Source organism: Gottfriedia luciferensis (genome assembly GCF_001712755.1).
Lineage (GTDB): Bacteria > Bacillota > Bacilli > Bacillales > Bacillaceae_G > Gottfriedia > Gottfriedia luciferensis_B.
Window position 1 is genome coordinate 168,700 of record NZ_MDKC01000003.1, and the last position, 26,216, is coordinate 194,915.

Genomic DNA, 26,216 nt, shown 5'->3' on the forward strand with positions numbered 1-26,216 from the left:
TACGATTAACTTAAGTGACTTTAGCTTGATTTTAGTTTGTCTTACTTTTGATCATTAATAGATAAGTACCAGTCAGCATAACGCCTAATACCCTCACTAATTGATACTTTAGGTTCATAGTTTAAATCACTTTTGATTTTTTCAATGTTTAGTGTATAGTCGTAACTTAAGAAATTAGCAATATGCTTGGAAACCTTTGGTGGCTTGTTCGTAATCCTCGCAATTATTTCTGAATTCAAGGCGATAAATGATAGTAGTTTTGGTGAGATGTTTTTTGTATTCAACTCTTTATTTAAGGCGAAGAAGAGCTGTTTAAGCACGTCAATTAAATAAATAGGTTGATCATTTGTAATATTGTAGTATTTACCATTAAAGGCATCATCTGTATTCATACAAGCGATAATCATATCGACGACATTATCGATATAAGTAAAATCCATTAGAACTTGTCCTTTATGAACTAATGGAATTCCGCCATTTTCATTTATCTGTATAAATCTTCCGAAAATCGTATGATCGAAGGGACCAAAAATTTGTCTAGGTCTTAGTGAGATTGCGGGTAGTCCTTTTTCGATTGCATCTTCAATGATTATATCTGCCATATGTTTTGTTTTAGCGTAGAAATTAGAGTGTTTTGATGGTAGCGGATCACTTTCTTTAACATCTTTACGACTCTCACTAGTAAAGTACACACTCGGGGTCGAAATATTAATAAACTTTTTTAAATCTGTTGAAAGTGAAGCTTTAACAATATTCTTTGTTCCTTCAACATTTGTTTTTTCAAATTCAGAAAAACGTCCAAAAGGTGCTGCAAGTGCAGCACAATGGATTACATAGTCTACATTCTTTATTTTTTCTTCTAATAAGACAGGGTCATTCAAATCTCCTTTAACAAAGGTGACATTTTCCATCTTATTGAAAAATTTAGCTGCTTCCTCATTTCTTCCAAAGGCTATAACGGAATAGCCCATTTCACTTAATTTTTTAGTAGTATGTTTTCCTAAAAAACCCGTGGCACCACTTATGAAAACATTCATTATTCCACCCCGAAAAGAAATTATTGTCGCTCAAAGTTTATGAATCTCGTTCCTTGGAAAGTTAGCTTTCCTGTATCATTTTCTACTAATTGACCATAAATGAATCCATCAATTTGAAATTCAATTCTGTCTCCAGATTCGACCTCAAGTGTAACATAATAATGTGTAGAGGAATGAGCGAACTGGTTCGTATTAGCACGCTGAACATAATCTATTCTTTTAGTAACTATTTTTGCTGGGACAATTAATTTGGGTTGTTTATTATTATAATTCCATTGCTTTAATCCTTTTATTAGTGCAAAAAATATACCTGCAAAAACGAAGACGAAAATGATTGGAAATACGAAAGCGATAATTTTAAAAATATCAAAACCTGCATCAAACCCTGACATGATTAAGACCCCCTTTTAATAAATTGTAAGTCTTACACTTCTTAATTCTTTTTATATCAAATCGAACTCTCTATATATAGTTTATTAAATTTTCTGAAAGTAATAAACTTATTTCTTTCAACAAGTAAATAAAATTGGTGCGGTATTGTAAACGTTCGAGTTTTTTAGTGAATTTTATTTCTATTATTATTTAGGTATAACTCTAAAAATGATCCGACTAGTAAAAAATGTAAAAAAATTACTATTAATAATCTAATAGAACTACTGCCCAAAAAGCTTTAAACCAATTGAGAATTTCGTTATTTTTCTTATATGAACATTAATTGTGACAGAATAAAAAACTAAGTAAAAAATCCTTCCATTTTAGTAAATTTTAATTGGATTAATTATTGACCAATAATATCCAGGGGAGTAGGATACTTTTAATAGAACTCTTTTTTCTCTTTATTATGTTCCATCGCCAAGGTAGTAGCTTTTAAAACTAGTATGGTGATCACAGTACTAGTAGGATTGTTATCTATTAAAAGTAAGAATTGGAATAAGGCTAGAGTGGAGATAAAGGGTTAGGTAATTAAATGTTTGGTTTAAATCTATTTCTATCTGATCGAAAAGCGGGTAGGGAATATGGAAAATTAGTTATAGGAGTGATAAGGAAATGAATGTTAAAGACTTAGTAACAGTTTACAATCAGTATTACAGTCATTCTAATTTACGCGTTTTTTTTGTATCTGGCCATACCGACGAAATCGAAGAAATTACAGACTTTGATGGAAAAGGTCACCATGCTTCACAATCATTAGGCATTTATGTGCTTTTATCTAGAACAGAGACGCAATTAATTAAATTAGTATCCTTAAACTTTGAAGATTTAGGAATCATTGAAATTTCTTTAAATGATTTAGGTGACGAAATAAAGCATGACTGGACTAGCTACTTAAAGAAAGTGATAAGTTATTTAAAACAAGCAGGGTATCGTATTAATAGGGGGATGGACATACTGATTTACAGTAATCTTCCAAATGAAGTCGGACTATCCTCAACTAAATCAGTTGAAGCTTTAACAGATACAATGTTAAAAACTTTATACGAATAGAAACGAGAAACCACATCAATATTTTCAACAAGTAAAAAACAACTAAGATTACTCCGGAAAATTAAATTCTCCTCCTGTAAATTATAATATTTCAAATTTGCTTAAATAAAACTTAATTATACGATCTTGATTTAAAGAAAATAAAATATGTAAAAAATTCTCCATATTTAATGAATAATCGTACAACCTTGAACTGTTAAAATTAAAGTAATAGTTTCGAAAACAATTCAGATTGGAAGGTTACGAGGAGAGTTGTAATGACTACAATTAAAGAAATTGCCGAAAAAGCAGGTGTATCGATTGCGACTGTGTCAAGAGTGCTTAATTATGACCCAGCACTATCAGTAAGTGACGATACAAAACAAAGAATTTTTGAAACAGCAGAAAAGCTTTCATATAAGAAAAAATCGAAAGTAAAAAAGAATATTGCAAAAATCGCACTTGTTAAAGGTGATAATGGAAATGAAGAATTAAGTGATCTCTTTTATATGCTAATTCGTTTTGGAATTGAAAATAAGTGTGAACAAAATTCCCTGCACATTTCTACTTTTTTTCGTGGGAATGAAAAGGGGATGTTAGATGAGCAAATACTTGGTGTGATTGCATTAGGTAAGTTTGATGATCAGCAAATTAGTTCATTGAAAAAAGTATCGAAAAATATCGTTTTTGTTGATTTTTCACCAGATGAAGAGAAATACGATTCTGTTGTTACAGATTATGAGAATGCTATTATAAAAGTTTTAGATCATTTTATATCGCATGGACATCAAAAAATCGGATATATTGGTGGACGCGAGTATGATAAGAAGCAAGGTCAAAAAATTAATTCTCGAGTAAAAACATATAAAAGTTATTTAGAGGAAAAGGGGCTCTTTCGAAAAGAGAATCTGTACTTAAGTGAATTTACAGCTGAAGCAGGGTTTAATTTGATGAACAAAGCAATACGAGAACAAGGTGGAGATTTGCCAACAGCATTTATAATAGGTTGTGATACGATGGCTGTCGGATGTTTAAGAGCACTTCATGAAGCAAAAATATCAGTGCCAGAGCGTGTAAATCTAATTGGGATGAATGATTTCGTGTTTTCAAAATATCTTTTTCCTAGTTTAAGTACTTTGAAGGTATACACTGAATTGATGGGTGAATCTGCAGTGGATTTATTAATGGAAAGACTTTTAGGTAGGAAAGTAGCCAAAAAAGTGATTGTTCCTACAACGTTAAAGATTCGTCAAAGTAGCCTTTAATGCAGGTGTTTGCGAAATTTGTAAGATAATTCCTAAAAATTAAACTTTTTACTTTTAATCTTAACTCTTTTTAGTATAATTAAAAATTAAAAGGAGTGGGAACGTGAAGGTTGGGTATTTAGGTCCTGAGGCGACTTTTACACATGTTGCTGTTCGGTCTGTTTTTAAGAATGATGAACATATTGCTTATTCTAGTATTCCTGTTTGTATGGATAATGTAGCTGAAGGGGAAGTTGATTTAGTGGTCGTTCCAATAGAGAATTCGGTTGAAGGATCTGTGACTACAACAATTGATTATCTTGTACATGAACAGCCATTAAAAATGGTTGGTGAAATTATTATACCGATAAGACAGCATTTATTGATGGCAAAAGGACAAGCACATCGAGTAAAAGATATTGAGGTGATTTATTCTCATTCTCATGCGTTAGCTCAGTGTCACACATTTTTGCATAATCAATATAAATATACAAAATTAGAACCAGTTACTTCTACAAGTGCTGCGGCTAAAATGGTTAGTGAGCAATCTAATGAGTGTATAGCTGCGATCGCTAACGAATTTGCTGCAAAGAAATATGGGTTAAAAATTGTTGCTTCAGATATTCATTCAAATTCATATAATCACACGAGATTTATTGTTTTACAAAGGCATGATGCTAAATTAGAAACGAATTATTTCGAACCTAAACATACTAAGGCAACTCTAGTTATTAACATGCCGGAGAATCGTGCTGGTGCGCTTCATCAAGTACTTTCTGCATTTGCTTGGAGACAGATTGACCTTTCAAAAATTGAATCCCGGCCGACGAAAACTGGATTAGGAAATTACTTTTTCATTGTTGATGTTGAGATGGGCTATGATGACGTATTATTACCTGGAGTAAAGCAAGAATTAGAGGCTTTAGGCTTTAGTGTAGAAGTTTTAGGAAGTTACTCAACAATCTCATTATAAGAAAAGAGAAGGTATAAAAACCTTCTCTTTTATATTTTTTATTTTTACATTAATAGTAGTAATAAGGGGGAGGACAATAGTAACCTGGTGGGCAATAAGAGTAAGGATAGCCATAGCCATAACCATAACCACCAAAGCCCCAAAATGGGAAAAATGGAAAAAATGGACGGAAGAACGGACGGAAAAATGGACGTCCAAATCCAAATCCGAATCCAGGTCTACCAAATCCAAATCCAGGTCTACCAAATCCGCCAAATCCTCCATGAAAACCTCCGAAGCCACCGTGTCCAAAGCCACCGCCACCAAATCCATGCGGACGATACTCATGTTCATTCGACATATAAAAAACCTCCTTTACTTTTGAGTCTTACATAACCAAAATATGCAGGACAAAAGTGGAAGGTTTGGGCAAAATGTATTTTATACTGAATTTGAAAATTAAAGTTATTTAATACAAATCTTTCCATTTATTAAAATTTAATCATTCAATAAATTAAACTTACGAATTCGATATTGTAAGTTTTGTCTACTGATGCCTAATTGTTTTGCAGCCTGTGTAATGTTGCCGTTATGTTCATTTAAAACATTCATAATATGATGTTTTTCTTTGTTCAATAAAGTATTTTTTAAATTTGATTTTTCATCTTTTGATTCTACCTGTAATGTAACGTCTCTTTGTCGTTGAACGACTGGAGTAGTACTTGTATTTCTATTTTCATTAAAAAACCTAGATGGTATATGAGTTGCAGATATAGTTGTTTCATTTTCTACTAAGTTCATTGCACCTTCAATCATATGTTCAAGTTCGCGTATATTACCTGGCCAGTTATGATTAAGGAAAAAGTTTGTTACATTTTCATCTAAGTTAGTTACCCGATGGCCAAAAAGACGATTATATTTTTGAATAAAAAAGTTTGCTAACAACAATATATCTTCGAAGCGTTCACGTAGTGGCGGTAGAAATAATGAAACGACACTTAGACGATAATATAAGTCTTTCCGTAAATGATTATTCGCGATTGCTTCGATAGGGTCTTCGTTGATCGTAGCAATAATTCGGACATCTAATTCTTTTTCGTTAATATCACCTATTCTTCTAACTTTACGTTCTTGAATAACCCTTAAAAGTTTAGCCTGTAAGTTAGGGCTAAGTGAATTAATTTCATCTAATAGTAATGTTCCACCATTTGCCTCTTCAAATAATCCAGGCTTATCAATTGCCCCAGTAAATGCTCCTTTTTTTGTCCCAAAAAGAATACTTTCAATTAAGGATTCTGGAAGTGCGGCGCAATTTTGAGATATGAATGGCTTTGTTGCTCTTTTGCTCGCATTATGAATACTTTGAGCGAATAGTTCTTTACCTGTTCCAGTTTCTCCTACAATTAATACTGATGAAGAAGTTTTGGCAGATCTTTTTGCATCTTCAATTATGTTTTTAAATGACTCGGATGTTCCGATCAATTGTTCAAATGTATAACGTGTATTTCGATTTTTAAGTATACCTTCTTGCACAGATTGCTTTAGTTCCGTCACGTCGCGAACCATTTCAATCGCTCCAATAATTTTATTTTCTTTCATTATTGGGTAAGTATCATTGATTGTCGTAACTTCTTTTCCTTTATTATTAAAATAAGATTGTTTAATATTTTTTCGTACTTTACCTTTTTGGAGGGCATCAAGTAAGGTGCTCGATTGGTTTTTTTGAAACGTGAAGACATCTAAAAGATTTTTATGTAAGACATCCTCTTCATTCATCATTTCAATTTCCATCATTTTCCGGTTATACACCATTGTATTTGCATCTTGATCAACTACATGTATACCGATATCTATTTCTTCTAATATTAATTGTAATAATTCATCAACAGCTAAAAAGTTTTGCTTATCATTTTTCATATAATTCTCTCTTTTCATAGTAACAATAGAAAAAATTTGCACTTCTAACTATTTTTGGTAAGATAAAAAGGCAGTTTTTTTCCGAATGTGCTAATTTTCTTTGTTAATCGTTTTTTTGCTGCAAATATTCTATGCATATTTTAATTAATTTTGCGCCTGAATGCAAAAATATTTTGCAGTAAATTGAAAACGGTAACATACTGAAGGATGTATAACGCTTAGAATAAGTACATTTTGTGAATTTTAATTTATTTAACATGTTTGGCACGGAAATTGCTTATTATTTTAGTAAGAAACTAAAAAAATTAATCAATAATATTGGGGGAACTCAAATGACAACTAATTCTCAAAAGATCATTGACCAAACAAATCAATATGGCGCAAATAACTATCATCCACTTCCAGTAGTAATCTCTAAAGCTGAAGGTATTTGGGTTACAGACCCAGAGGGTAACAGATATTTAGATATGTTAAGTGCATATTCTTCTGTAAACCAAGGGCATCGTCATCCAAAAATTATCCAAGCTTTAAAAGATCAAGCTGACAAAGTTACATTAACTTCTCGTGCATTCTATAGTGAAAACATGGGTGAGTGGTATGAAAAGGTAGCAAAAGTTACTAACAAAGATATGATTTTACCTATGAACACTGGTGCTGAAGCTGTTGAGACAGCTATTAAAGCTGCTAGAAGATGGGCTTATGATGTTAAGGGTGTAGAAGAAAACCAAGCTGAAATTATTGCTTGTGTTGGAAACTTCCACGGACGTACGATGGCTGCAGTTTCTTTATCATCAGAAAAAGATTATCAACGTGGATTTGGACCATTCTTACCAGGAATTAAGTTAATTCCGTATGGCGATATTGAAGCATTAAAAGCTGCAATTACGCCTAATACTGCTGCATTCTTAATCGAACCAATTCAAGGTGAAGCTGGAATTAATATCCCTAAAGAAGGGTTCTTACCTGAAGTAGCTGAAGTTTGTAAAAACGAAAACGTATTATTTATTGCAGATGAAATTCAAACAGGTTTATGTAGAACTGGTAAAACTTTTGCGTGTGATTGGGATGGAGTAACTCCTGACATGTACATTTTAGGTAAAGCACTTGGTGGCGGAGTATTCCCAATTTCATGTGTTGCTGCAAATCGTTCAATCTTAGGCGTATTTGAGCCAGGTTCTCACGGATCTACATTTGGTGGCAATCCTTTAGCTTGTGCAGTTTCTGTAGCTGCTTTAGAAGTTCTTGAAGAAGAGAAGTTAGCTGAGCGTTCAAATGAGCTTGGAAACTACTTTATGGAAAAATTAAAAGAAATCGATCATCCTCATATTAAAGAAGTTAGAGGACGTGGATTATTTATTGGTGTTGAACTTCATGTACCAGCACGTGTTTATTGTGAAGCATTAAAGAAACAAGGTTTATTATGTAAAGAAACACATGATACAGTAATTCGTTTTGCACCACCATTAATTATTTCAAAAGAAGATTTAGACTGGTCAATTCAACAAATTAACGAAGTATTTAGCCAATATAAAGCAACTGTATAAATGGAGCGATAAAAATGACAACTACAATCCCACAAAATGAAGTACAAAACAAAATCAAAGAAGAAGGCAGAGAATTAATTGAGTCTACTCAAGAAGTAATCTCAGAAGCACTTCATAAACTTGGTTATTCAAAAGAACTTTATGAGTTATTAAAAGAACCATTACGATTTTTAACAGTTCAAATACCGGTAAGAATGGATGATGGCTCAGTGAAAATTTTCACTGGCTATCGTTCACAACATAATGATGCTGTAGGTCCTACAAAGGGTGGAATTCGTTTCCATCCTGAGGTTAATGAGGACGAAGTAAAAGCTTTATCAATGTGGATGAGCTTAAAATGCGGTATCGTTGATTTACCATACGGTGGGGGAAAAGGCGGTATCATTTGTGATCCAAGAAAAATGTCAATTTATGAGTTAGAGCGTTTAAGTAGAGGATATGTTCGTGCGATTAGTCAAATCGTTGGACCAACAAAGGATATTCCTGCTCCAGACGTATACACTAACCCACAAATTATGGCTTGGATGATGGATGAATATAGTAGAATTCAAGAATTTGATTCTCCTGGATTTATTACTGGTAAACCACTTGTATTAGGTGGATCAGAAGGACGTGAAACAGCTACAGCTCAAGGTGTTACGATTTGTATCGAAGAGGCTGCTAAACGTAAGGGAATCGATTTAAAGGGTGCTAGTGTCATTGTTCAAGGATTTGGAAATGCGGGTAGCTTTTTAGCGAAGTTCATGGTTGAAGCAGGTGCAAAGGTAGTCGGTATTTCTGATGCACTTGGCGCATTATACGATCCAGACGGTTTAGATATTCATAGCTTACTAGAAAAAAGAGATAGCTTCGGAACAGTAACTAATTTATTTACTGATGTAATTTCGAATAAAGAATTACTTGAAAAACCTTGTGATATTTTAGTTCCAGCTGCAATTTCAAACCAAATTACAATTGAAAATGCTCACAATATTAAAGCATCAATCGTAGTTGAAGCTGCAAATGGTCCTACGACTCTAGAAGCTACTAAAATATTAACAGAGCGTGAAATTTTACTAGTTCCAGACGTACTAGCAAGTGCTGGTGGAGTTTCTGTTTCTTATTTTGAGTGGGTTCAAAATAACCAAGGTTACTACTGGTCAGATGAAGAAGTTGCTCAAAAACTTCGTGAAAAAATGGTGCGTTCATTTGATAGTGTTTACCAAACTTCAGTTAACCGCAAAGTTAATATGAGATTAGCTGCATATATGGTTGGTATTCGCAAAATGGCGGAAGCATCTCGTTTCCGTGGATGGGTTTAATAGACTAATAGGTTTGCTCCAGGTGGAAATTCCATCTGGAGCACTTATATTGTATTGACAGATAATAAAATCTATTTTTATAATTAAGATATTATTTCGTTACAATAAATTTGTATACGCTTACAGATATTATCTGAAAATTTAGTCTTAAAATACGTTGGTTTAGAGCGTTTTAGTGTTCGTTAACGGAAGTATGGGAACTTATATTCTGTTATATCAGAATATTTTAACTTATACGCACAATTTACATCTAGAGGAGGGACTTTCATGAAACAACAAGAACAGGGGTTAAAGAAAGAGCTTAAAAGCAGACACTTGTTTATGATTGCTCTTGGGGGAGTAATTGGGACAGGTTTGTTTATGGGATCAGGCTATACAATTAGTGAAGCTGGTCCGGGTGGAGCAATATTGGCCTACTTAGTAGGTGGATTCGTAATGTATTTAACAATGCTATGTTTAGGAGAATTAGCAGTTAATTTACCAGATGCTGGTTCTTATCAAACTTATGCAACTAAATATATCTCACCAGCGTCAGGCTATGTAGTTGGATGGATGGCATGGTTAAACTGGTCGGTAACAATCGGTTTAGAGTTAATTACAGTTAGTATGTTAATGAAGAGATGGTTTCCAGATGTACCGACTTGGATCTGGTGTGTAGTATTTGGTGTATTATTATTCGCAGTAAATGCTCTTTCAACGAAATCCTTTGCTGAAGTTGAGTTTTGGTTTGCAAGTATTAAAGTAGTAACAATTGTTCTTTTTATTATTTTAGGTGGAGCAGTAATGTTTGGCTTTGTACCAATGGAAGGGACAAAGGCTCCAATGCTTTCTAACTTTACAGACCATGGTGGACTTTTCCCGAATGGCTTTTTAGCGATTATGATTACAATGGTCGCAGTTAACTTCTCATTCCAGGGAAGTGAATTAGTAGGAATTGCAGCTGGTGAAAGTGAAGATCCAGCAAAAGCTGTACCTAAAGCGATTAATAACACTGTATGGCGAATTCTAGTATTCTTTATTTTATCAATATTTGTTTTAGCAGGCTTATTCCCTTGGGAGAAAGCTGGCTTAGTAGATAGTCCATTCGTAGTAGTATTTGATAACATCGGTATTCCATATGCAGCTGATATTATGAACTTTGTTATTATTACAGCAGTGCTATCAGTTGCTAACTCAGGTTTATATGCAACATCTCGTATGATGTATTCAATGGCTCAAAAAGGAATGGTTAGTTCGAAATTAGGAAAACTATCTAAAAGAGGTGTACCGTTAAACGCTTTAACTTTTAGTATGTTCTTTGGATGCTTATCTCTATTATGTGGTATTTATGCTGAAGACACGGTTTATCTATGGCTACTATCAATTGCAGGATTTGGTTGCTTATTCGTTTGGGCAAGCATTGCATTATCAAATCTTTTAGGTAGAAAGAAATACATTCAAGAAGGTGGAAAATTAGAGGATTTAAAATATAAAACGCCTCTTTATCCAATCGTTCCAATCGTTGCTTTTGTTTTAAATGTGGCTGTAATTATTAGCCTTGCATTTATCCCAGACCAACGTATTGCATTGTACTGTGGTGTTCCATTTATGATTGCATGTTTAATCTATTATCATTTCTCTGCTAAGCATAAGATTGAAAAACATGAGCAAGAAGTGAGTAAAAAAGTAAGTTAATAATTTTTTTGAGATTGTCTCAATAGTTTGTGAAAACTCGCTAGTAAATTACTACTAGCGAGTTTTTTACGCTGTTGAAAAAAAACCTTGTCAATTAAATTACCAAATTTTCGTAAAAGGAGTAGAGTGATGTTGATTTCCACTACAGTATGCTCGCTTTCCATGGGGCGAGATTCTTTAGCCTCCTCGGCAAGCCTGCGGGGTCTCAGCCTTCCCGCTAATCCCATAGGAGTCGAGCACCCTTTCGTTCCAATCAACTTATTCATAAAAAAAAGTCTGCAATAAACCCTAATCCAAAATCCTTTACTTAGAGTAACCTAACCGTTGTGTATTAATCAGCTTGTAGGTCAACTAATATCGAACTTTAATTAAACCAATGAACTGAATTTGTTTTCTAAAATTTGCTCATAATATTTTTAACTTCAGAAAAAAATCATTACTAGTGATTTTGAATCATAAAAATGCTTAAAATATTAACGTTTAAAACCAATGATATATCATCCAAAAAATGATTATATATAAATAAGTTCAATTTAATGTTCGTTTTCCCTATTGAACATTTTAAATTTCAACACTCTGAAAACTCGCTAGTAAGTTACTACTAGCGAGTTTTTTTTTCTTGAATTGTTGATCGGGTTTAGCGTATTGAATAAAAATTACTACTTTATTAACAAAGTTCACAATTTTATCAACAGTGTGCATATTTTCATTACTATTTTTTTGATTTTAAAGAGGAAAGCGGCTACTTATCCACTGTTTTGATAATCGTATTACTGTTTTTAACTGATCCTGCATTAAATATCAACAAATGTTGGTAGGTCTTGTTAATAACTTTTAGTAATTCAATAGAGAAAGGAAGAGGGTGGTTATTTATCCACATATTTACTGTTATGGCAATGGATTCAATATGAGTTATACACAAAAAAAGAACTGTCCCAAAAGTACATTGACATAAGGGACAGTTACATTTGTTACAGCTTATTTATTTTTTTCAGACTCTTTGCTTGTTACAGTGATGTCTTGTAAGTGACCTTGGAAGCCTTGACCAGCTGTTAAGTCGTAGCCTTTAACGCGCTTATTAACTCCATCTAAACCGAAGCGGAATAGAGTAGGGATAACTGGCACTTCGTCATTTACAAGCTCTTGCCATTTATCGTATACTTCTTGACGGTATTTTTCATCAAACGCTTTTGCTGAAATACCTTCTTTTAATAGTTTATCATTGTCGTTATTTACCCAACGAACGTAGTTGAATGGTGCATTTTTCGCCCAGATTCCAGATGGGTCTGGGTCAGAACCTGTTCCCCAAGCTGCTGCGAAAATATCGATTTTTGGATTATCTTTTTCTACCATATCGTAGAATGAGTTGAACTCATGTAAACGTCCATCTAATAATTGAACATCTAAGCCAACTTCTTTCCAAGATTGTAAGTAGAATTGTGCTAATGGTTCAGCGATATCGCCACCACTCATAGAAGCGAAGTTGATTTTAAATGGTTTTCCGTTCGGATCTTCACGTAAGCCATCTCCAGTTACATCTTTGTAACCAGCTTCGTCTAGTAATTTTTTAGCTTTTTCAGGATCATGAGTATATCCTTTTAATGCTTTATCAAAGTATTTAGGGAATGATGGTGGAATTACAGATGTTGCAGGCACTCGTAATCCTTTGTATAATTTTTCCCCAACGGATTTGTTATCAAGGGCATAAGCCATTGCTTGACGTACACGCTTATCTTGGAATTTTGGATTATCCATTACGTTTACACCATTTTTCGCATCGTAATGACCTAATTTAAATCCAATGTAAGAGTAAGCTAACTCAGTTTTACCGATTAATGAGATATTTTTTAATTTTTTAGCTTGATCATATTGGTCAGCTGAAACAGAAGCGATATCGATATCTCCGTTAGCTAGAGAAGATGTAGCAATAGTTGGATTAACAACTTTTAAAAGTACACCGTCAAGTTTTGGAGCACCGTTCCAGTAATCTTTATTCGCTTCGAACTCTACAGCTTCACCTGGAGTGATCTTTTTAATTTTAAATGGTCCAAAGCCGATAGGAGCTTTACGAATTTGGTCAGATGATGCTAATTTATCGATAGGCACATTGCCTAAATATTTTTTAGGTAGTGGGTTAGTCCATAATCCAGTAAGTACAGATGGGTTAGCTTCTTTAAATGTAATTGAAATTGTTTTAGGATCAATTACTTTAACGCCGGAAATGTTTTTTGCCTTTCCGTTATGGTAATCTTCCATACCTTCAATCATAGACATTTGTGAGTCATAACGTACACCTGTGTATTTTGGGTTACCAATTACAAGATAAGAATATTCTAAATCCTCTGCTGTAACTGGATCGCCATTCGTCCAATTTACATTATCGCGAATTTTTAATGTGATTGTCTTTTTGTCATCGCTTAATTTATATGTAGCAGCACCATCTTGGTCATAAATATAGTTTTCATCTGTTGAAAGAAGTGCTTCATCAAAGAATTGAAGAACTTGAGAATCTGGATCGCCTTCATAGAAAACTGTATTTAAGATACCTTCAAATGGCGTATCTGAAACTAAACCATATTTTAAAATGCCACCTGAAATCGATTTTTTGTTATTTGAAACTTTAATTGGAAAAGCAGCTTGATCGATTTGCTTAGTAGTAGTTGAAGTCTTTGTGTCGCCACCTTTACATGCTGAAAGAATCATCATAGATACTGCCATTGCGCTTAATACTTTAGTAAAGCTTTTTGCATTTTTCATATTTCCACTCTCCTTATTTTTTAATTAACCTCTTCTTTGTCTAGCATCAGCTGCACGCTTTAGCGCTTCACCGATGAAATTTATACTCAGCATGAGCACTAAAATCATGCACGATGCAGGTAACCATATCCACAACTTATTTTGTAAAACATCAGGATTTGTTGCATAACTAACTAGTGTTCCTAAACTTGGCGTACTTTCTGGTAAACCAAATCCAAGGAAGGTAAGACCAGATTCAATTCCAATATTTCCTGCTAGGTTTAAAGTGAATGCAACGATTATTAAAGAGCTTACATTTGGTAAAACGTGTGAGATAATGATTTTCCAATTCGGTGTGCCAATTGCTTTAGCTGCTGCCACATAATCTAATTCGCTCTCTGATAATACTTTTGAACGAATTAACCTTGCTTTACCTGTCCATAAAAAAAGACTCATAATAAGGACAAAATTTATGATTGAGAATTTAGGTACAACTGTTACGAATACAATAATTAACATTAATGTTGGTAAGGATAAGAAAAAGTCAATAATACGCATTACGACACTGTCTACCCAACCACCAAAATAACCAGCTATTAAACCTAATGCTAGGCCTAGTAGATTTGTAATAATTGTGATGAAAAATCCAATAGTAAAGGAATTTCTTGTCCCAATTATTAGTTGTCCAAATATATCGCGTCCCCCGTAGTCAGTACCTAACCAATGAGTAGAGGAAGGAGGTTGATAGATTGATAGAAAGTCTACTTTAACAATTTGATCTTGATCTAGAATAAGCGAAGTACCATACACACTTATTATTATTAGACCAAGCACGATAAGAGAACCTAAAGCTAACTTATCTCGTCTAAATTCAGCCCAAATGACACTAAATCCTGATGGACTTTTTCGTTGCTCAGTAATATGAGTTTGATTTTCGATTTTTAATTCCATAAATTTCACCTACCCTATTCAATCCGTATACGTGGATCTACGATGCTTAGAATAATATCTGAGATTAATGTCCCAAAAAGTGTTGCAAGACATGTCATTAAAACAAGCGCATTTACAACAGTAAAATCACGTAACATAACGGATTTGACGAACAGTTGCCCAATTCCTGGATAGCCAAAAATTGATTCTAAAAATACAGAACCAGCAATTAAACCAGTAATCTCATAACCTAAAAATGCAGCGATTGGTAAAAATGAATTACGTAAAATATGTCTAGAATAAACTTTAGATTCAGGAACACCTTTTGATCTAGCTGTTCTTACAAAATCTTTTACTTTTGTATCAATAATTTCACTGCGTAAATATTGTGAAATTCCAACAGTTGAAATAAGTGCACCTGATAAAGTTGGTAAAACAAGATGATCTAACTTGCTTACATAATAAGCAAAAGTTCCGTCAGCAATTTGAGGGTCTACGCTACCGCCCGTAGGGAAAAGATCAAAATAAAATCCAAAAACAAACAACATAACAATTCCAAAAATAAATAGAGGGGTAGCAAATCCTAAATAGTTATATCCGGTTATCAGCTTATCTGCCCACGTGTCGCTATAGCGTCCACTAATAATACCAAGTGGAATTGCCAGTAAATAAGTTACAAGAAACACGCAGAGAGCAAGTAATACAGTATTTCCAATACGATCGCCGATTACATCGACTACATTGATTTTGTGTGTATAGGAAACACCAAAATCTCCTTTTGCAACATTTTTAATCCAATGATAATACTGAACATAAGCTGGATCATTTAAACCCATTTCTTCACGAATTTTTTCAATTTCTTGTGGATTAGCTTTTGGGTTAATCGAACGTCCAGTTAGTGCATCACCTGGCATTGCTTTAGCTAGTGCAAAGATTAGTATACTCAAGATAAGTAGCTGAGGAATCATGATGAGTATACGGCGAATGACAAATTTTAACATATTCGTTACTCCTTTCTAAGGTAATGCTACTCGATGAGTATCAGAGATTGGTTTTAAATCAAATGGTCGACCATTTTCATCAAAGTAAGAAGAAGCATTTTGTTGATATTCTTTTCTAACTTCTTGTCTTTCTTTAATTTTTTCTTCTCTAACTTCTGGACGAATATCTGGTATTGCTGCAATTAAGCGTTTAGTGTATATATGTTGTGGGTTATTTAAAATATCTTCAGTAGTGCCTTCCTCAACAAGTCTCCCTCTATACATAACACCAATTCGATTACATAAATGGCGTATAACGCCTAAGTCATGACCGATAAATAAATAAGTTAGTTTGAACTCTTCTTGTAAATCTTGTAAGAAATTAAGTACTTGTGCTTGTACTGAAACATCCAAAGCAGAAACAGGCTCATCTGCAACTATTAACTTAGGTTGTAAAGTTAAAGCTCTAGCAATCCCAATTCGTTGACGTTGCCCACCAGAAAATTCATGTGGATACTTATATAGTGATTCTGGAGATAATCCAACTTTATCAAGGTAGTAAAGTACTCTTTCACGTTCTTCTTCAGCAGTTAACGTTTCATAGTTTCTTAGCGGTTCTGCAACTAAATCGATAATTCTCTTTTTAGGATTTAAAGAAGAGTATGGGTCTTGAAATATCATTTGAATCTCTTGGCGAAATGCTCGCATTTGCTTTTTATTTAGTGTTATTAAGTCATTGTCTAAAAACTTAATACTTCCATTAGTAGCCTGTGTCAATTGAAGTATTGCCTTACCTGCAGTAGATTTTCCACTACCTGATTCTCCAATAAGGCCATATGTTTCGCCTTCGTTTAGTTCAAATGAAATTCCATCAACAGCCCGAACATGATCTACAACTGTTCGAAAAATACCACCACGAATAGGGTAATGTACTTTTAAGTTATCAACCTTTAATAGAGACATTTATGATCGGTGCTCCTTTCTCGTTCTTGAAATGGAAATGCTTATAACAAGAACAACGTACATAATGATTTGGTGTAACTTCGTGCAAGATAGGTTGATTTTCATGTGCATAATTTTGAATCCAAGGGATACGGTGGCTGAATCGGCAGCCTGTTCTAGGTAGTTTGTCTAATGGTGGAACTGTACCTTCAATAATATGAAGTCGTTGATTTTTTGAATGAGTAGTAGGAATAGAGTTTAATAATGAGCGCGTATATGGGTGTAATGGATTATTTAGTATTTCTTCTACTGAACCAGTCTCAATAATTTGTCCAGCATACATAACTGCAACACGGTCTGCTACTTCTGCAACAACACTTAAGTCATGCGTAATTAAAATGATGCCTAGCTTCGTTTTCTTTTGTATTTCTTTTAATAAATCTAATATTTGAGCCTGTATCGTTACATCTAAAGCAGTAGTTGGCTCATCTGCAATAATAAACGAAGGGTTACATGCGATGGCAATTGAAATCATAGCACGTTGTCTCATACCACCAGATAATTCATGCGGGTACTGTTTATAAGTAACCTCTGGCTTTGGAATTCCAACTTGATCTAGTAACTCTAATGCACGCTCCTTTTTTTGTGAGCGTGATAGATCAGTATGAAAATCTAAATTTTCTTCAATTTGTTTACCGATCGTCATTAACGGATTTAGAGCGGTAAGAGGTTCTTGGAAAATCATTCCGATTTCCTTGCCTCGAATTTTATTCAACTTACTATCATTTAGCGTTAGTAAATTTGTACCCTTGTAAGAGATCGATCCATTCATTTTTGTACGATTATTTGAATGTAGTCCTAAGATTGATAGGGCTAGAGCACTTTTACCGCAGCCTGATTCACCCACAATTGCAAGAACTTCATTTTCATGGACAGTCAGTGATACATCATCCACAGCAGGATAGTATTGGTTGTTTATACGAAACGATGTCGTTAAATGTTCGATTTCCAAAAGAGGTTTTGACATTTCGTGTCTCCTTTCGAGATTTCATGAGCAAAATTGTTGATATATTTTGAATTTTCATAAGTATAATATTATTACGCGAATGTTTCAATATTAAAACATTTTCTGTAATATATAGTCCTTTTTGACTAAAATTAATTCGAAATTCGGATTAACTAGTAAATTAATAGGGAAAAAATGTCATTACGATTCGATAGAAAGGTTGATAGATTAAATAAAATAAGGGAGAGTAAGGAAAACACGGAATGAAAACGTTTACAAAATGGTAAATAGCGTAGATAAAAAGATGTGTTTGAAAATAAAGAAGAAAAAAAGAGGTTTTTGTCGGAAATTGAATTAATTTAGTGGAAAATATATTTTCGATGTACAATTTGTAGTTTTAAATTCCTAGTTCAAATTGCCTGTTTTTACACTAAAAAATAAGAAATAGATTAAAAATATATGTCTACTAAACTTTAATTTTAGATAATTCATGAAAGAAAAAAGCAGTATAAAGATAAAAGGATGAATAATCCATTTTATTTTACACTGCTTTTCTTAATTTAATCTTAAGTTTTAACTCAATTTAAGTAGGCTGTTAACATCCAAACATGCTTTGCAAGTTGCTCTCGAATGGCTAATAGTAAATCATGAGTAACTGAATCATTTTCAGACTCTGCAATTTCCATACCATCTTTTAATTCTTCAATTAAATAATGATAGTCCTTAGTAATGTCCTGGACCATTTCATCAGAAGTAATATTCTTATTTGCTTCTTTAAGGCTTGAAGTATCAAGATACTCTCTCATTGTAGCTAGTGGTTTTCCACCAATTATTAACACTCGCTCTGCTAGCTCATCAATATGTAAACTTGCCTCATTGTAAAATTCCTCAAATTTAGTGTGTAGAGTGAAAAAATTTGGACCTTTTACATACCAATGATAGTTATGTAACTTTACAAATAGGATATTCCAGTCTGCTATTTGCTTATTTAGCACATCAACAGTCGTTTTTGAGATGGATGATGTATCCATTAAAATCCCTCCTCTAAATGATGTAAAAGATTAAAAAACCATATAAACCATCTTAACTGATATTGAGTAAAAATAGTCATGGTAATATTTGATAGCTAAGACAACAATTAGTAAAATTAACGTTAAATTGTAAATAGCTTTATATTGAAATAAAAATCTCCGTCCTTGTAACTTGGATTTAAATGATTTTTAAGCATAAAGGATTCATAATTAAAATAGTAAGAAGTTGAAAAATATTTACTCATAAAGGGTTCATACTTGGCAATGATTGTATTAACACTAACTGACAACCTCACTTCTCAAAAGAAATACCCCCATCCCTAAGGATGGGGGTTATTCTATGAATGATCATTTTCTTTAGGCAGGGAAAGTTTCGGATCAATTCTAAGTGCATCATTTCTAAGTGCATCATCCTCATTTAAAGCATTTTTCAATAATAAAAATAGTGACCCAATCATACCAAGAAGAATAATTACAAAAAAGAAAAAGATGATTACATCATAGACCAATGTTAAAACCCCCTTCGAAACTTTTCTGTATTCATATATATGACTGAAGAAAAGGACAGATAACCAAAATTCACAAAGTGTTCAAAATTTAAATGCATATTTAAAATGTGGATAGAATGCTTTTACTATTTAGTTGGATTAATTTAATTAAAAGTAAGTGACATCAGCATTTGTAGCAGTTAAACCTAAAATATTAAGAAGAACAACCAAAACAAAAAACCAGTTAAAACTCAGCGTGATTACCGTTGACATAGGTAAAAAATGTCGTTGAACCATCGAAGTTAATCATGTTACATTTTTCACATATTTAACTGTAAGTTCAATAAAATAACAGTTACCTAAACTGCATGAAATTTTTTAGTCAAAATCAAAAAAAGGAGCTATCTATGAATGTACTAAAAAAATTTATGATTATTTTATTTCTAATTAATATTAATAATTTTCATGCAAGTGCAGCTGAGATGAATTTTGCCGTATCGCCTGTTATTCCAACTAATCAAATTGATCAAAGCAAAACTTATTTTGATTTGAAAATGAAGCCAGGCCAAAAACAGATCTTGAAAGTTCAAATAAAAAATAATACTGATAAAAATATAGTTGTTGAAGCAAAAGCTAATTCAGCGATTACAAATAGTAATGGAATTGCGGATTACAGTATTTCAAATCCAAAAGTAGACAATACGTTAGATATTCCTTTTACTAATATAGCTAAGGTAAAAAAAGAGACGAAAATTCAAGCAAAAAGTGAAGCAACAGTAGAGATTACGATTGAGATGCCTAAGCAGCAATTCGATGGTGTTATATTGGGTGGACTCCATTTTAGTGAGGAAGAAGACGGGGGACAAGCTAAAAAAGAAGATGGAAGCATTCAAATAAAAAATAAATATGCGTATGTTATTGGTGTTTTATTAAGAGAAACCGATAAAGTAATCAAGCCAGATTTAAAATTAAATGAAATTAAACCAACACAAATCAATGCACGCAATGTTGTAACTGCTAACTTACAAAATATAGAGCCAGCTATGCTAAAAAATTTGAGCGTAGATGCGAAAGTATATACGGAACAAGGGAAAAAAATCCTACATGAAACAAAAAAAGAGAATCTAAGGATGGCACCTAATTCAAACTTTGATTATGCAATTAGTTGGGATCGCCAAGCGTTTGAATCAGGTACTTACCGTTTAGAAATGAAAGCTACCGACGGAGAACAAACTTGGGATTGGACAAGAACATTTACCATAAGGGACAATACAGCCGAGAAACTTAACACTACTGCTGTAGACGTAGAAAGAGACTATTCAATTAGGTATCTCATTGGAGGGAGTCTATTTTTTTTACTGATTATATTTATATTCTTTTTGGTTAGACGTTCAAAGAAAAAAGATTGAAATAAATACTATATTTAAATTGGAGAGGAAGAAATAGATTGGTTAGAAAAAGAAAAATACTTTTTACAGCAACTGTTTTTGCTTCTATTTTTGGAGTGATAGTAAGTGGTATTCTACCAAAATCAGCCGAATTACAAGGGCTGTTCAAAAATAATATTGTTGAAGCAGCAACACTTCCAAATTTAGTAGAAAACCCTACATTTAATTTAGATCATCAAACCACAACTATTCCATTCTGGGCATTTACGGGGTATTTTAATGAGGGACAGCCTTCTGAACCCTATCTGTTTGATTTGGTAGAAGATAATGGTTGGTATAAAGTATCTGGTAGTCCTAAATCAAAAGCCTATGTTAAACCTTCTGGCGATGGAATTTTATTAAAACTATTGAACACTGCTTCATCTCAAGAGTATATAGCGATGAGACAACGAGTCAAAACAATTCCAGGAAAAACATATACTGTTAATTTGTCTTTTAAACTTATTGAAAATACTAATGACAAACTAAGATACGACTGGTTTGTAACTGACAGAGAAACATCTACCAATTTAACTGACAGAGGATTTAGAGAATACACAGGGCCTCAAGACGCAACCACTACTTTCACAGCGATGGGGAATGAATCTAATTTAGTTATTAGTTTCGATGATTATGCCCTAGGTCCTATTGATGGCTATTCAATCTTTAAAGTTGTAGATGTTTCTGTAACGTTATTAGATACAGAGGCACCAAAAATAACGGGTGCAAATGTGACCACTCCAGAAGGGTATACAGGTGGCACAGCATGGACCAATAAAAATACGTCGATTCATTTTACAGCAACTGACGATAATGGAATCGATCCAACAACATACGAAGTATCAACAGATAATGGTAACACATGGAGTACAAATGGTTTAAGTAATCGTACTATAACCGGAGTAGACTACACGGTTACAAACGAAGGTACAACTAATATTCAAATACGAGTAAAAGATGATTCTGGAAACCAAAGTAATCCAGGAACAGATACAGGTTCTAAGTTTACAGTTAGGATTGATAAAGAGGCACCTATTACCAACTATGTTGAAGGGGAATTATATAACAATATTACCGCAGAAAACATTACTTTTAGTGACACTCTAAGTGGGATAAACACAGCATTTTTAGATGGTATAAGTATTACTTCTGGGACAGTCAATCCACAAGATGGGGCTCATAACTTAGTGATTACTGATCATGCTGGTAATAAAAAGGATATTAGCTTTACGGTGGACAAAACAATTCTACCTCCAGAGGTGAACCCAATTAAAGATGTGAGTACAAGGATAACTGGAACTGCTGAACCGAATAGTACTGTAAATATAAAATTACAAGACAATTCGATTCTAACTACTACAGCCGGAGCAGATGGTTCATACACGGCAAATGTTACACCAAAGACATTGTATGCAGGAGATGTAGTGAGTGTAACAGCAACTGATGTAGCAGGGAATACGAGTACAGAAACAAATGTAACGGTAACAGCAGAATCAAAAATGCCAGTCGATCCAATGAATCCAACGAATCCTGTAATGCCAGTAAATCCAACAGATCCTGAAGACCCTCATGAACCAGGGACAAAGAGTGCATTAAGTATTGACTATGTATCAAACTTCCGTTTTGGCGAGCAGGAAATTTCAGGTCAAAACAAAGTTTATACTGCACAATTAGATCAAGTAAAGCAAGCTTCAAATGAATCGATTATTCAAGTACCAAATTTCATTCAAGTAACTGACCAGCGTAGAACGAATACAGGATGGAAATTAACAGTTCAACAAAATGGCCAATTAAAGAGCGGGGTTAATGAGTTAATTGGTGCGGAATTAAAATTAACGAATCCATTTTTAAATTCAACCTCAGCTGTTCAATATAAACCAGAAGCAAATACAGTCATATTAGATCCAAATGGAGCTCCACAAGATGTAGCTTTTGCAGATCAAGGTAAAGGTCTTGGAACGTGGACGATTGCATATGGACAGAATAAAACAGAAGGTACGACTAGTGTGGCACTTTTCGTACCAGGCGCGGCTTATAAAGTAGCTGGTGCACAATATAAGACGTCATTAACTTGGACATTAGCAGATACACCACTTTAAAATTATGTAAGAGGTATTTCAATTAATGGAAAAAAATAACCTAAAAACAGAAGGCTTATAAATAAACGGAAATAGAATCCACTTGCGAATTTAAAAAGAGAACCCCTTGAAGTAGGCAATAATTTCTACTTTAAGGGGTTTTCATTTCTTTTTAAATTAAGCTGCTTGATTTCGGTTCTTTTTAACATGAACAAGAACTGGTGCAGAAGAAAGTAAAATGATTAATAGAACTGCACTTATAATAAAGGAAGGAACCATGTACCAAGCATTATATACTAATGAATAAAGTGAAACTGGAGTTCCTTTTGGAGCGTAAGAACCGTAGAACACAATTCCAGCAATAAAATGGCAGATGAAACGAGCTAACGAGCCGATAAAAGTTCCTAATATGATATAAGCTGCTGCACTTTTTTTATTACCATTTGCTAAACTATTTTTGATTTGTTTATAGACAAGACCAGCTAACCCGAGACTTGTAAATGCGACAATATAGTCTAAAAATACTTGGATTGGATGAACAAAATATAACTTAGTAACGATTTGTAATGCTGCTAATAATAAGCCAGTAATTAAACCTTGTTTTAATCCCCAACGAAAAGCAATTAGAAAAACTGGAATCATTGATAATGATACAGAGCCACCTTGAGGTGCAGTAAATAATGGTAAAAAATCAAAAATGATTGCTAGTGCTGCACACATCGCTATTTCTGTCATTAATTGAATCTTTGATGTCTTCATATATATTTCCCCCTTTATCTAGTGGACAACTTATGTAGTGAAACACTTTGTAACTAATGATGATTGAGCGACTAGTCGCACACATTTTGTATTGTCTAGTTTCAGCGCTTTTCCCTTTCTGATGGCAGGGCAAAAGCGAGCCGCTTCCACATTTCGTAATAGGGAGAGATAAATAAAAAAAGCAATACTGGGTAGCATGATGATCCCGGCGTTGCTTTCATCGTGCCACATCCCTACGTTAGTACTAACTAACAGGTTCAGAGGGTAAGAATAGCTAATCTATTCACTCTCAGCCAAATGGCTCCCCTTGTGGTTTTAGCTTACATTTAGTTGTCTTTACTAAATATAGTCAAGGACATTTGAAAATACAATTAATTTATCATAAAAATTTTAAAAATTTGGGTACTGCTAATGGAATCTGTGTAAGAATCGCGAAAAACATTAACAGGTATAACTTTTTAGATAATCATTAAAATTATTTTTAAAAAATGAGTGTAATCATAGCTATTATGTAAAAAATAAGCATTATAACTTTTATCTTATTTATACTGGTTAAAATTATTCACAATGGCTTGCTTTTCATTTTAAAATTTACCGTGTAGAATGAATACGAAAGAAACAGCTAAATTTTGGCAGAAAGTGTAAATAATTTGAAGGAGACATTGAGATGATTCAAGTATTATTTGTCTGTTTAGGTAACATTTGTCGATCGCCAATGGCTGAGGCTGTTTTTCGTCATTTAGTGACAGAAAAAGGGTTAGATAAACAATTTATGATAGACTCAGCTGGTACTGGAGATTGGCATTTAGGTCACCCTCCTCATAAGGGAACACAAGGTTTATTGGGTGAAAAAGGTATAACTTGCGAAGGTATGAAAGCTCGAAAAGTGACAGAAAATGACTTTAAATATTTTAGTTATATTGTTGCTATGGATGCACAGAATAAAGAGGATTTAATGAATTTAGCAAGAAATAATTGTATAGGAGAGATTTCACTACTTTCAGATTATGTTCCAGCATCAATGTGGAAGGAAGTGCCTGATCCATATTATACGGGTAATTTTAATGAAGTATATGACATCATTACAGAAGGATGCTCTCATTTACTTCAGCATATTTTAAAGCAACACCAATTAACAGTTTAGAGGAGGATGTAGAATGTCAAAACGTAACAAAGCTTTACGCAATATTCTAGTCGGAGTCGCAATTGGTGCAGGAGTTACTCTACTTAACAAGGAAAATCGTGAGAAAATCTCACGTAAAGGAAGAAGCGTAACAAACAAATTAAATCAAATTAAAGAAGATCCAGAAATCGTAAAAGGTGCTGTTCGAAATCAATTGAGAGTAGTACAAAGCTCAGTTGAGAAATTAGAAGGCAATGTACAGCTTGTAAAAGATAAATGGATCGAAATTAAAGATTCAACATTGAATAAGTTTGATAAAGGCTCTTCTAAAGTATCAGAAAAAGCAGTTGAAGCTGTAGAAGCGAAAATTGAAGATTCAATCGATTTAGAAGAAGGCAAATCACAAATTTCAGCGACTTCACTAGAGGTAAACCATGAAAATGAATCTTCTGAAACTGACGAGCAGTTAGAAGCTACTCTTGAAGGTATTGAAGATTTAACTGATGAAAATGCAGATGAAGTACAAGAGAAAGTAGAATCAATTTTATTGGCAGGTAATACATCTAAAGAATAACAATTGAAGGTGTCAATTTGATTAAGAAAAAGAATTCTATTGTAGCATTTGTTTGGGATTTAGTGAAAAAGTGTATGGAAGACGAAATAGTATCTCGTTCAGCAGAGCTAGCATATTACTTAATGCTATCTCTTTTTCCATTTCTACTTGTTCTAACTCAAGTCGTAACCTATTTACCGCTTTCTACTGATCAAATATTGTCATTCTTGAGTCAATATGCTCCGCCAGATGCTATGGCTATTATACGAAGTAACTTGCAGTTAATAATCGGGCAATCACATGGTGGAGTTTTATCAGTAGGGTTAATTGCAACTATTTGGGCTGCATCCAATGGGATTAATGCAATCATCCGAGCACTTAACGATGCGTATGATGTAGAGGATAAACGGAATTATTTTGTTACAAGAGGAGTTTCAATTCTTTTAACAATTATTATGATTTTTGTAATTGTCTTTGCATTATTAATACCAGTGTTCGGGAAAGTAATTGCTAAGTCTGTATTTCAATTTTTAGATATATCTCAAGATTTCTTATATACATGGAGCTTAATTCGTTGGTCACTAAGCTTTGTGATTCTAATGATTGTATTTACTGTTCTATATTCGATTGGACCGAGTAAAGTAGTTCACATTAAAAAGGTGTTTTTTGGTTCACTATTTGCAACATTTGGATGGATCATTTCTTCATTTGGTTTTGCTTTTTACGTTGATAACTTTGGTAATTACACAAGTCATTACGGTAGTTTAGGTGGAATTATTGTCTTGATGATTTGGTTTTTTATTTCGGCAATGGTTGTGATTATTGGTGGAGAGCTTAATGCACTAATAAAGCAAAGACAGTATGGTAAGCACAAAGCAAAACCAAAATTAATTGACCCTAATAATCCAAATCCAAAATAATTTCTTCTATAATATAAATGGAGTTTTCTTCCATGAGTAGTCTTATTTTAGAGAGGTAAACTAAAAAAGACTTCAAAAAGGGAGGAACATTAAAATGAGTAATAATAAGA

The 26,216-nt window shown here is 33.4% G+C and carries 23 protein-coding genes and 1 riboswitch; of the genes, 11 read left to right on the top strand and 12 right to left on the bottom strand.

The window, feature by feature from the left end; genetic code table 11:
- Positions 1 to 41 precede the first annotated feature (41 nt).
- Together BED47_RS05280 and BED47_RS05285 are read right to left on the bottom strand one after the other, a co-directional pair.
- A complete protein-coding gene (locus BED47_RS05280; protein WP_069032742.1) occupies positions 42 to 1,037 on the bottom strand; it encodes an NAD-dependent epimerase/dehydratase family protein in 996 nt (331 codons plus the stop codon).
- Positions 1,038 to 1,057: 20 nt separating this feature from the next.
- Entirely contained in the window at positions 1,058 to 1,429 is a 372-nt protein-coding gene (locus BED47_RS05285; RefSeq protein WP_025569142.1) for a DUF2500 domain-containing protein, read from the bottom strand.
- A gap of 655 nt (positions 1,430 to 2,084) precedes the next feature.
- On the opposite strand from BED47_RS05285, the gene BED47_RS05290 reads away from it, so the two are divergent.
- From BED47_RS05290 to pheA, 3 genes are all read left to right on the top strand, one after another.
- Positions 2,085 to 2,522, top strand: coding sequence for a hypothetical protein (locus BED47_RS05290; RefSeq protein WP_025569141.1), 438 nt, complete (start codon positions 2,085 to 2,087; stop codon positions 2,520 to 2,522).
- A 257-nt stretch (positions 2,523 to 2,779) separates the two neighbouring features.
- Positions 2,780 to 3,766, top strand: a complete 987-nt coding sequence (locus BED47_RS05295; protein ID WP_069032743.1) for a LacI family DNA-binding transcriptional regulator — start codon at positions 2,780 to 2,782, stop codon at positions 3,764 to 3,766.
- 103 nt (positions 3,767 to 3,869) lie between these two features.
- Entirely contained in the window at positions 3,870 to 4,718 is an 849-nt protein-coding gene (gene pheA / locus BED47_RS05300; protein ID WP_069032744.1) for a prephenate dehydratase, read from the top strand.
- Between the two features lie 49 nt (positions 4,719 to 4,767).
- Here pheA and BED47_RS05305 read toward each other — a convergent pair whose 3' ends face one another.
- Positions 4,768 to 5,058 carry a hypothetical protein gene (locus BED47_RS05305; RefSeq protein WP_025569077.1) on the bottom strand — a complete coding sequence of 97 codons (291 nt, stop codon included), beginning with the start codon at positions 5,056 to 5,058 and terminating at the stop codon, positions 4,768 to 4,770.
- 137 nt (positions 5,059 to 5,195) lie between these two features.
- On the bottom strand, positions 5,196 to 6,614 hold the full coding sequence (locus BED47_RS05310) for a sigma-54 interaction domain-containing protein (protein WP_069032745.1): 1,419 nt from the start codon (positions 6,612 to 6,614) through the stop codon (positions 5,196 to 5,198).
- 332 nt (positions 6,615 to 6,946) lie between these two features.
- Here BED47_RS05310 and BED47_RS05315 point away from each other — a divergent pair, with 332 nt between their 5' ends.
- From BED47_RS05315 to BED47_RS05325, 3 genes are all read left to right on the top strand, one after another.
- Positions 6,947 to 8,158, top strand: a complete 1,212-nt coding sequence (locus BED47_RS05315; protein ID WP_025569075.1) for an ornithine--oxo-acid transaminase — start codon at positions 6,947 to 6,949, stop codon at positions 8,156 to 8,158.
- A gap of 14 nt (positions 8,159 to 8,172) precedes the next feature.
- Positions 8,173 to 9,459, top strand: a complete 1,287-nt coding sequence (locus BED47_RS05320; RefSeq protein WP_025569073.1) for a Glu/Leu/Phe/Val family dehydrogenase — start codon at positions 8,173 to 8,175, stop codon at positions 9,457 to 9,459.
- A 267-nt stretch (positions 9,460 to 9,726) separates the two neighbouring features.
- Positions 9,727 to 11,133: an amino acid permease gene (locus tag BED47_RS05325; RefSeq protein ID WP_025569072.1), complete on the top strand. Its 1,407-nt coding sequence runs from the start codon at positions 9,727 to 9,729 to the stop codon at positions 11,131 to 11,133.
- Positions 11,134 to 12,111: 978 nt separating this feature from the next.
- Here BED47_RS05325 and opp4A read toward each other — a convergent pair.
- From opp4A to BED47_RS23620, 7 genes are all read right to left on the bottom strand, one after another.
- Positions 12,112 to 13,890 (bottom strand): oligopeptide ABC transporter substrate-binding protein, encoded by a 1,779-nt coding sequence (gene opp4A, locus BED47_RS05335; RefSeq protein ID WP_069032747.1) that lies wholly within the window; start codon positions 13,888 to 13,890, stop codon positions 12,112 to 12,114.
- Between the two features lie 24 nt (positions 13,891 to 13,914).
- Positions 13,915 to 14,820 carry an ABC transporter permease gene (locus BED47_RS05340; RefSeq protein WP_069032748.1) on the bottom strand — a complete coding sequence of 302 codons (906 nt, stop codon included), beginning with the start codon at positions 14,818 to 14,820 and terminating at the stop codon, positions 13,915 to 13,917.
- A 14-nt stretch (positions 14,821 to 14,834) separates the two neighbouring features.
- Complete coding sequence (gene opp4B / locus BED47_RS05345; RefSeq protein WP_069032749.1) at positions 14,835 to 15,800, bottom strand: oligopeptide ABC transporter permease; 966 nt, start codon at positions 15,798 to 15,800, stop codon at positions 14,835 to 14,837.
- A gap of 15 nt (positions 15,801 to 15,815) precedes the next feature.
- Positions 15,816 to 16,742, bottom strand: coding sequence for an ABC transporter ATP-binding protein (locus tag BED47_RS05350; RefSeq protein ID WP_025568564.1), 927 nt, complete (start codon positions 16,740 to 16,742; stop codon positions 15,816 to 15,818).
- Positions 16,723 to 17,748: an ABC transporter ATP-binding protein gene (locus BED47_RS05355; RefSeq protein WP_025568565.1), complete on the bottom strand. Its 1,026-nt coding sequence runs from the start codon at positions 17,746 to 17,748 to the stop codon at positions 16,723 to 16,725. Before BED47_RS05355 ends, BED47_RS05350 begins: the two co-directional genes overlap by 20 nt.
- Positions 17,749 to 18,305: 557 nt before the next feature.
- The gene (locus BED47_RS05360; protein WP_139116340.1) at positions 18,306 to 18,758 is read right to left on the bottom strand and encodes a Dps family protein; all 453 of its coding nucleotides are present in this window, start codon (positions 18,756 to 18,758) and stop codon (positions 18,306 to 18,308) included.
- A 338-nt stretch (positions 18,759 to 19,096) separates the two neighbouring features.
- Positions 19,097 to 19,267 (bottom strand): hypothetical protein, encoded by a 171-nt coding sequence (locus tag BED47_RS23620; protein ID WP_175403452.1) that lies wholly within the window; start codon positions 19,265 to 19,267, stop codon positions 19,097 to 19,099.
- Positions 19,268 to 19,653: 386 nt separating this feature from the next.
- Here BED47_RS23620 and BED47_RS05365 point away from each other — a divergent pair, with 386 nt between their 5' ends.
- Positions 19,654 to 20,655 carry a DUF916 and DUF3324 domain-containing protein gene (locus tag BED47_RS05365; RefSeq protein WP_069032750.1) on the top strand — a complete coding sequence of 334 codons (1,002 nt, stop codon included), beginning with the start codon at positions 19,654 to 19,656 and terminating at the stop codon, positions 20,653 to 20,655.
- 38 nt (positions 20,656 to 20,693) lie between these two features.
- Positions 20,694 to 22,772 (top strand): WxL domain-containing protein, encoded by a 2,079-nt coding sequence (locus tag BED47_RS23115; protein ID WP_139116341.1) that lies wholly within the window; start codon positions 20,694 to 20,696, stop codon positions 22,770 to 22,772.
- A gap of 156 nt (positions 22,773 to 22,928) precedes the next feature.
- On the opposite strand, the gene thiT is transcribed toward BED47_RS23115, so the two are convergent.
- Positions 22,929 to 23,510: an energy-coupled thiamine transporter ThiT gene (thiT, locus tag BED47_RS05375; protein ID WP_025568568.1), complete on the bottom strand. Its 582-nt coding sequence runs from the start codon at positions 23,508 to 23,510 to the stop codon at positions 22,929 to 22,931.
- Between the two features lie 213 nt (positions 23,511 to 23,723).
- A riboswitch (TPP riboswitch) is annotated at positions 23,724 to 23,828 on the bottom strand.
- A gap of 349 nt (positions 23,829 to 24,177) precedes the next feature.
- Between thiT and BED47_RS05380 the strand changes: the two genes are divergently transcribed.
- Genes BED47_RS05380 through BED47_RS05390 form a run of 3 tightly spaced genes read left to right on the top strand, consistent with a single transcriptional unit; the run spans position 24,178 to position 26,106 of the window.
- The gene (locus BED47_RS05380) at positions 24,178 to 24,654 is read left to right on the top strand and encodes a low molecular weight protein-tyrosine-phosphatase (protein ID WP_025568569.1); all 477 of its coding nucleotides are present in this window, start codon (positions 24,178 to 24,180) and stop codon (positions 24,652 to 24,654) included.
- 13 nt (positions 24,655 to 24,667) lie between these two features.
- Complete coding sequence (locus BED47_RS05385) at positions 24,668 to 25,207, top strand: hypothetical protein (RefSeq protein WP_069032751.1); 540 nt, start codon at positions 24,668 to 24,670, stop codon at positions 25,205 to 25,207.
- A 17-nt stretch (positions 25,208 to 25,224) separates the two neighbouring features.
- Positions 25,225 to 26,106 (top strand): YihY/virulence factor BrkB family protein, encoded by an 882-nt coding sequence (locus tag BED47_RS05390; RefSeq protein ID WP_254664549.1) that lies wholly within the window; start codon positions 25,225 to 25,227, stop codon positions 26,104 to 26,106.
- The last annotated feature ends 110 nt before the right edge of the window (positions 26,107 to 26,216 follow it).

Excerpts from the sequence above, each read along its gene's own strand:
- BED47_RS05355 (WP_025568565.1), bottom strand. The coding sequence starts at position 17,748 with ATGTCAAAACCTCTTTTGGAAATCGAACATTTAACGACATCGTTTCGT.
- BED47_RS05365 (WP_069032750.1), top strand. The coding sequence starts at position 19,654 with ATGAATGTACTAAAAAAATTTATGATTATTTTATTTCTAATTAATATT.
- BED47_RS05325 (WP_025569072.1), top strand. The coding sequence starts at position 9,727 with ATGAAACAACAAGAACAGGGGTTAAAGAAAGAGCTTAAAAGCAGACAC.
- BED47_RS05310 (WP_069032745.1), bottom strand. The coding sequence starts at position 6,614 with ATGAAAAATGATAAGCAAAACTTTTTAGCTGTTGATGAATTATTACAA.
- thiT (WP_025568568.1), bottom strand. The coding sequence starts at position 23,510 with ATGAAGACATCAAAGATTCAATTAATGACAGAAATAGCGATGTGTGCA.
- BED47_RS05320 (WP_025569073.1), top strand. The coding sequence starts at position 8,173 with ATGACAACTACAATCCCACAAAATGAAGTACAAAACAAAATCAAAGAA.
- BED47_RS05305 (WP_025569077.1), bottom strand. The coding sequence starts at position 5,058 with ATGTCGAATGAACATGAGTATCGTCCGCATGGATTTGGTGGCGGTGGC.
- BED47_RS05385 (WP_069032751.1), top strand. The coding sequence starts at position 24,668 with ATGTCAAAACGTAACAAAGCTTTACGCAATATTCTAGTCGGAGTCGCA.
- BED47_RS05380 (WP_025568569.1), top strand. The coding sequence starts at position 24,178 with ATGATTCAAGTATTATTTGTCTGTTTAGGTAACATTTGTCGATCGCCA.
- BED47_RS05285 (WP_025569142.1), bottom strand. The coding sequence starts at position 1,429 with ATGTCAGGGTTTGATGCAGGTTTTGATATTTTTAAAATTATCGCTTTC.
- BED47_RS05295 (WP_069032743.1), top strand. The coding sequence starts at position 2,780 with ATGACTACAATTAAAGAAATTGCCGAAAAAGCAGGTGTATCGATTGCG.
- opp4A (WP_069032747.1), bottom strand. The coding sequence starts at position 13,890 with ATGAAAAATGCAAAAAGCTTTACTAAAGTATTAAGCGCAATGGCAGTA.
- BED47_RS05360 (WP_139116340.1), bottom strand. The coding sequence starts at position 18,758 with ATGGATACATCATCCATCTCAAAAACGACTGTTGATGTGCTAAATAAG.
- BED47_RS05340 (WP_069032748.1), bottom strand. The coding sequence starts at position 14,820 with ATGGAATTAAAAATCGAAAATCAAACTCATATTACTGAGCAACGAAAA.
- opp4B (WP_069032749.1), bottom strand. The coding sequence starts at position 15,800 with ATGTTAAAATTTGTCATTCGCCGTATACTCATCATGATTCCTCAGCTA.
- BED47_RS05350 (WP_025568564.1), bottom strand. The coding sequence starts at position 16,742 with ATGTCTCTATTAAAGGTTGATAACTTAAAAGTACATTACCCTATTCGT.
- BED47_RS05315 (WP_025569075.1), top strand. The coding sequence starts at position 6,947 with ATGACAACTAATTCTCAAAAGATCATTGACCAAACAAATCAATATGGC.
- BED47_RS05280 (WP_069032742.1), bottom strand. The coding sequence starts at position 1,037 with ATGAATGTTTTCATAAGTGGTGCCACGGGTTTTTTAGGAAAACATACT.
- BED47_RS05290 (WP_025569141.1), top strand. The coding sequence starts at position 2,085 with ATGAATGTTAAAGACTTAGTAACAGTTTACAATCAGTATTACAGTCAT.